This window comes from Kitasatospora sp. NPDC057542 (genome assembly GCF_042801945.1).
In the GTDB taxonomy this organism is placed as follows: domain Bacteria; phylum Actinomycetota; class Actinomycetes; order Streptomycetales; family Streptomycetaceae; genus Kitasatospora.
On record NZ_JBHVFE010000527.1, the window covers coordinates 1 to 5,823 of the forward strand.

The 5,823-nt window shown below is 74.8% G+C and carries 4 protein-coding genes; 2 read left to right on the forward strand and 2 right to left on the reverse strand.

The window, feature by feature from the left end; genetic code table 11:
• Window positions 1-143: 143 nt before the first annotated feature.
• Window positions 144-815 carry a methyltransferase gene (locus tag ACFU7Y_RS38550; RefSeq protein WP_224282980.1) on the reverse strand — a complete coding sequence of 224 codons (672 nt, stop codon included), beginning with the start codon at window positions 813-815 and terminating at the stop codon, window positions 144-146.
• 127 nt (window positions 816-942) lie between these two features.
• The gene (gene paaK, locus ACFU7Y_RS38555) at window positions 943-2,277 is read right to left on the reverse strand and encodes a phenylacetate--CoA ligase PaaK (protein WP_224282979.1); all 1,335 of its coding nucleotides are present in this window, start codon (window positions 2,275-2,277) and stop codon (window positions 943-945) included.
• Between the two features lie 274 nt (window positions 2,278-2,551).
• Between paaK and ACFU7Y_RS38560 the strand changes: the two genes are divergently transcribed.
• Complete coding sequence (locus ACFU7Y_RS38560; protein WP_380771144.1) at window positions 2,552-4,096, forward strand: hypothetical protein; 1,545 nt, start codon at window positions 2,552-2,554, stop codon at window positions 4,094-4,096.
• Between the two features lie 338 nt (window positions 4,097-4,434).
• On the forward strand, window positions 4,435-5,598 hold the full coding sequence (locus ACFU7Y_RS38565; RefSeq protein WP_224280088.1) for an ROK family protein: 1,164 nt from the start codon (window positions 4,435-4,437) through the stop codon (window positions 5,596-5,598).
• Window positions 5,599-5,823 lie beyond the last annotated feature (225 nt).

Genomic DNA, 5,823 nt, shown 5'->3' on the forward strand with positions numbered 1-5,823 from the left:
CCCCCGCGGTCGCTCAGCCAGGTGATGGGAACGTCGTCGGGGTTGCCGAACTCGGCGCCGTAGACGACCTGGCCGCCGTTTCGAGGCCGGCCTCAAGGCGGCCCGGCACGGTTGGCCCGACTGAGCGGCTGGGCGACGGACCGTCAGCCGAGGCGCCACACGGTGGTGGTCTTGACCGCGGTGTCCTCCAGGTCCGCGACCACCGGCACCCGGTACGCCGCCACCGCGGTGAAGCGCTGCCGGGGCAGGTAGGCGCGGCCCGGGTCGCCGACGATGACGGTCGCGCCGCGCGCCGCGGCCCGTTCCAGGAAGGGCAGGAAGCGGGCGGCCATGGCCCGTTCGTAGAAGACGTCGCCCGCGAGCACCACCTCGGCGGGCCCGCCGTCGCCGTCCACCAGGTCCACCAGGGTGCCTTCCACCCGCACCCCGTTGACCTCGGCGTTCAGTCCGATCGCGGCCACCGCGTAGGCGTCGATCTCGGCGGCGCGCACCTCCGTCGCCCCGCACAGCGCGGCGGCCACCCCGACCAGCCCGGAGCCGGCCGCGACGTCCAACACCGTACGGCCCGCGACCAGTTCGGGGTGGTCCAGCACGTAGCGGGCGACCGCCACCCCGCCCGCCCAGGCGAAGGCCCAGAACGGCGGCGGCAGCCCGGCCTCCCCGCGCGCCCGCTCGGTGGTCTCCCACAGGGCGATGGCGTCCTCGGCCATGTGCAGGCTGATCTCGGGCACGAAGGGGACGGGCTTCAGCACGGTCTCCCGCCGGATGAAGGCGAGGTCCTCGGCGGGCTGAAGAGTGGGCAGCTCACTCGGCATGCCCCGCAGCATAGAGCCCGCACGGGGCCGCGTCCGCACGCCGGCACGGGGATGCGCCCGCAGGCCCGCAGGCCCGCACGCCACACGCCGCACGCCCGCCTCCCCGCGCCCGCGCCCGCGGCCCGATTCAGGCCCGCTCGTCCACCACCCGCTTGATCTTCCCGACCGAGCGCTCCAGCGTGTACGGGTCCACCACCTCGGCCGCGACCGTGATCCCGACCCCGTCCTTCACCGCCCGGACGATCTCCGCCCGCGCCGCCTCCCGCTGTTCGGCCGAGGCCTCCGGCCGGGCCTCCACCCGGACGGTCATGTGGTCCAGCCGCCCCTTCCGGCCGAGCCGCAGCTGGAAGTGCGGCGCGACGCCCGGGGTGCGCAGCAGGATCTCCTCGATCTGGGTCGGGAAGACGTTCACCCCGCGCAGGATGATCATGTCGTCGCTGCGCCCGGTGACCTTCTCCATCCGCCGGAAGGCCGGCCGCGCGGTGCCGGGCAGCAGCCGGCTGAGGTCGCGGGTGCGGTAACGGATGATCGGCAGCGCCTCCTTGGTGAGCGAGGTGAAGACCAGTTCGCCGCCCTCCCCATCGGGCAGCACCTCGTCGGTGAACGGGTCGACGACCTCGGGGTAGAAGTGGTCCTCCCAGATGTGCAGCCCGTCCTTGGTCTCCACGCACTCCTGCGCGATGCCCGGGCCGACCACCTCGGAGAGGCCGTAGATGTCGACGGCGTGCAGGTCGAGCCGCTCCTCGATCTCGCGCCGCATCTCCTCGGTCCAGGGCTCGGCCCCGAAGATGCCGACCCGCAGCGAGGTGCTGCGCGGATCGACGCCCTGCTTCTCGAACTCATCCAGCAGGGTCAGCAGGTAGGACGGGGTGACCATGATGATCTCGGGCTCGAAGTCCAGGATCAGTCGCACCTGGCGGGCCGTCATGCCACCGGAGGCCGGGATGACGGTGCAGCCGGCCCGCTCGGCACCGTAGTGCGCGCCCAGGCCGCCGGTGAACAGCCCGTAGCCGTAGGCGATGTGCACCTTGTGGCCGGGCCGGCCACCGGCCGCGCGGATCGAGCGGGCGACCACGTCGGCCCACATGGAGAGGTCGTTCTCGGTGTAGCCGACCACGGTCGGCAGCCCGGTGGTGCCACTGGAGGCGTGGATCCGGCGGACCTGTTCCATCGGGACGGCGAACATGCCGAAGGGGTAGCCCTCGCGCAGGTCGGCCTTGGTGGTGAAGGGGAAGCGGGCGAGGTCGTCCAGGGTGCGGCAGTCCTCGGGGCGGACCCCGGCGGCGTCGAACTTGCGGCGGTAGAGCTCGACGTTGTCGTACGCGTGCCGCAGGGTGGCCCTCAGCCGGGTGAGCTGGTGGGCACGCAGCTCCTCCGGGCCCATCCGCTCGCCCGCGTCCAGCAGCTCTGGCGGGAGCGGCTCCCCGAGGTGTCGGCTCGGGACGGGTGCGGTGCCGGTCATCGTCGCTCCTTCGCAGCTCTGCCTGCCGGAGCTGCCTACCGATCGTTCGGTCAGCTCGGGTGGCTCCATTGATCCAGCACCCGAACCACCTGTCAAGGGATTGCACGGACCTTCCGGAATGCGAAGTTCCGACCACTTCGCGGCGACTTCGCCTCGACAGCTTGGCTGTCCGATATGAAAATCATTACAGAACTTTGACTCGCGGGCAGTCTTTCCCGCCCCGACCACATGGTTCAGTAGTGCGGTTTCCGACCCGCACCCCGGAGTGATCACCGTGCCCACGACTCCCGCCCTGGTCAGCGCGCTGCGCGAACTCGGCGACCGACCCGCCGTCGTCGCCGACGGGCGCGCGATCAGCGGCATCGGCCTGCTGCTCGGCGTCTCCCCGCCGGGCGGCCTGCCCCGGGCCCTCGCCCGGCGCGTCGCCGAGCACGCCGCGCTGCCGCCCTCCGCCGCCCGGGCCGCCGAGCAACGGCTGCGCTACTGGGCCGGCGTCCTCGGCACGCCACCGATCCGGCACACCGTGCTGCACCCGGTCGGCGACCTCGCCGTCGACCTCGCCCTCGCCACCCTGCTGGCCGGCGGCACCGTCCACTGCGGCGACCCCGAGCAGCGGCCCGAGCAGCAGCTCGCCGCCGTCGCCGCCGACCGGACCACCCACCTCAGCCTGCCCTCCGCGCTGCTGTGGCGGCTCAGCCGACAGCCCGGCCTCGCCGCCCACGACCTCGGCGCGCTGCGCCTGGTCCTGCACATCGGCCCCGAGCCCCGGCAGGAGGACGTGTACGCCGCCGTCGACGCGCTCGGCGCCGTCCTCGCCCACGTCCGCGCCCCGGACAGCAACGCCGAGGCCGCCGACCGCCGGCTGCGCGCCGACGCCGAAAGCGCCTCGGCCGCCGCCTGGAAGCACAGCATCGGCGTCACCGCCGAACAGGTCCGCGACTTCGGCGCCCAGCTCGACCGGGCCGTGCTCGCCGCGCTGCTGCACACCCTCCAGCAGAGCGGCGTGCTCACCGACCCTGCGCGCGGCTACCCCGAGGCCGAGGTGCTGGCCGCCGCCATGGTCACCCCCGCCCAACGCCCCCGGGTCGTCCGCTGGCTGGACGCACTCGCCCGGCGCGGCCTGATCTCCCGTCAGGACGGCGGGGCCCAGGGCCCGGTCTTTCGCGGCGAGCCCGGGCCGGGCGCCGCCGAGGTCCGGGAGGCCTGGCGCCCGGCCGTCGAGACCTGGACGGACGGGCTCGGCCCGGCCGCCGCCCTGGACCGGGTCCGGCGCGGCGCCCTGCGGCTGCCCCGCCTGATCAGCGGCGAGGAGGCCCCGCGACCGGCCGCGTCCCCGGTCCGCCGGGCCGCCGCCCGCGGCTACCTCGGCGCCGCCCTCGGCGCACTGGTGCGCGGCACCGCCGAGGCCCACAAGGGACCGGGGCCGCTGCGCGTCCTCGAACTCGACCCCGAGGACGGCGAGCCGGCCGTCGCCCGCGCCCTCGCCGCCCGGCCCCGGCAGAACACCGAGCACCATCCCGCCCCCGACGGCGGCCGCTACGACCTCGTCCTCGCCACGGCGACCGGACGGACCGCGGAGGAGGTCCCGGCGCTGGTCCGGCTGCTCTCCCCCGGCGGCCGGCTGCTGCTGCTCGCACCCACCACCGAACAGCTCGACCTGCTGATCACCGGCGACGCCCACGGCCTCGCCGCCCGTCCGGCGGAGCACTGGAGGGCGGCCCTGGCCGCCGCGGGCTGCCCGACGGTGCTGACACTGCCGGAGGACGGGCACCCGATGGGGCTGCTGGGGCAGCAGCTGTTCGCGGCGCGGGTGGACTGACGGGGGCCCGGCCCACGCCCTCCTCCGCGCGTTACCGCCGGTCGGAGCGGACCCGGCGACTCCCCTACCCGCACGCCGTGGCCGGGCGGTGAAGCCCGGATCACGCACCGCCACCCGATCTGTACCATTTCGATACCGAAGCCGGGATGAGCTGCAGGGATTCTCGCCGCCCGGGCCCGTCCCCGGGTAGGCTCCGCTTGTCCTCCGGCCCCCGCGCAGGCGGCCCCCTGCCGCCGTGCCGCGTCCTCCGGGGGCGCACCCCCGCGGGCCATTCGGTGGGCACCGCGCACTCGACACCGCGCGCCAGGGCAGTCGCGCGAACGGCGAAGGGCATCGCATTGGCGGATCGGCTCACCGGAGGAGACTCCTCGCTGCTGCGGCGGATCAATGCGGCGGTCACGCTTCGGGCGCTGCGGAACGGCCACTCCGTGACCCTCACTCAGCTCGTCGGCGAGACCGGGCTCTCCCGCCCGACGGTCGAGGGCGTGATCGAGGGCCTGGTCGAGACCGGACTGGTCGCCGAGGTCGAGCAGCCGAGGGAGGACGGCCAGCCGGGCACCGGCCGCCGCGGCCGCCCGGCCCGCTGGTTCCGCTTCCGCGCCGAGGCCGGGCACATCCTCGGCATCGAGATCGGCGTGCACGACATCCGGGTCATCCTGTCCGACCTCACCGGCGAGGTGGTGGGCAGTCACTTCAAGCCGGTGGACGAGACCCTCGACGCCGAGGACCGGCTCGCCGCCGTCCGCACCGCCGTCGCCGAGGTGCTGCGCAAGGCCGGCATCTCCCGGGACAACCTGTGGGCGGTCGGCATCGGCACCCCCGGCATCGTGGACCGCGAGGGCACCATCCGGCTGGGCACCGCGATGCCCGGCTGGACCGGACTCGACCTCGGCGCCCGCCTGCGGCGCTCGTTCCGCTGCCCGGTCCTGATCGAGAACGACGCCAACCTGGCCGCCATCGCCGAGCACTGGCAGGGGTCGGCGGTCGGCGCCGACGACGTCGTCTTCGTGATGGCCGGTCTCAGCCCGGGCGCCGGCTCCCTCATCGGCGGCAAGCTGCACCGCGGTTTCGGCGGCGCGGCCGGCGAGATCGGCGCCCTGCACCTGCTCGGCCAGGAGGTCACCCCCGAGCGCCTGCTGTCCACCACCGGAAAGCCCCTCAACCCGCTGGACGAGGCCGCCGTGGCCCGTGTGCTGCGGCTGGCCCGGGAGGGCGACGAGGTCGCCAAGGTCGCCATGGACCGCTTCCTCACCCGCCTCGTCCAGGGCGTCGCCGCACTCGTGCTGGCCATCGACCCGCAGCTGGTCGTCATCGGCGGGTGGGCGGCCGGCCTCGACGGCGTCCTGGACCCGCTGCGCGAACGCCTTGCCCAGTTCACCCTGCGCGCTCCCGAGGTCGCCCTGGCGGCCCTCGGCTCCGAGGTGGTGGCGATGGGTGCCCTGCGCGTCGCCCTCGACCAGGTCGAGGAGCAGCTCTTCGCGGTGGACCCGCCCCGGGCCTGACGCCGGTCGCGCTGCGGAGCCCTGACGCCGGTCGCGCTGCCGGGCCAGCCCCGCAGGCGGCGCTCCGCGACGTCAAGTGCCCGGCGGACGAAGTCGACCGGCAGCGCGTCGACGTCCGGAGGGAGGCTCGCCGCGCTGTTCCGTTCGCCCGGAACAGCCCGCCGCATTCCGGTGTCCCGGACTCCGCCCACGGCTCCACGACCGGGTTCACGTCTCCCCCTCCAC

Excerpts from the sequence above, each read along its gene's own strand:
- ACFU7Y_RS38550 (WP_224282980.1), bottom strand. The coding sequence starts at position 815 with ATGCCGAGTGAGCTGCCCACTCTTCAGCCCGCCGAGGACCTCGCCTTC.
- paaK (WP_224282979.1), bottom strand. The coding sequence starts at position 2,277 with ATGACCGGCACCGCACCCGTCCCGAGCCGACACCTCGGGGAGCCGCTC.